The 303-nt window shown below is 38.0% G+C and carries 1 protein-coding gene; it reads left to right on the forward strand.

Annotated features, from left to right (window positions below; genetic code table 11):
- Positions 1–263, forward strand: a 263-nt coding sequence (locus AB4140_RS01755; RefSeq protein WP_371999545.1) for a transposase, incomplete at its 5' end; no start/stop codon positions are given.
- Positions 264–303: the final 40 nt, after the last annotated feature.

Raw genomic sequence — 303 nt, forward strand, 5'->3', positions numbered from 1 at the left:
AGATATGGGCTGAACAACACCGTATTAAGTTAGACTTTATTAAGCCAGGTAAGCCAACTCAAAATGCGTTTATTGAACGATTTAACCGAACTTATCGAAATGAAGTATTGGACTGTTATTTGTTCAACAGCTTGACTGAAGTAAGGGAAATCACGGATAGTTGGCTTGAAGAATATAATTATGATCGGCCCCATGAATCACTGAACGATCTACCGCCCAAGCTATATGAGCGGTTAAATAAAGAAAACTCTCTTAAAATATGATCGATATAAGGGAGGGTTACACGTGTACTGGATAGAATCG

Source organism: Shewanella sp. 10N.286.51.B2 (assembly GCF_041469265.1).
In the GTDB taxonomy this organism is placed as follows: Bacteria; Pseudomonadota; Gammaproteobacteria; order Enterobacterales; family Shewanellaceae; genus Shewanella.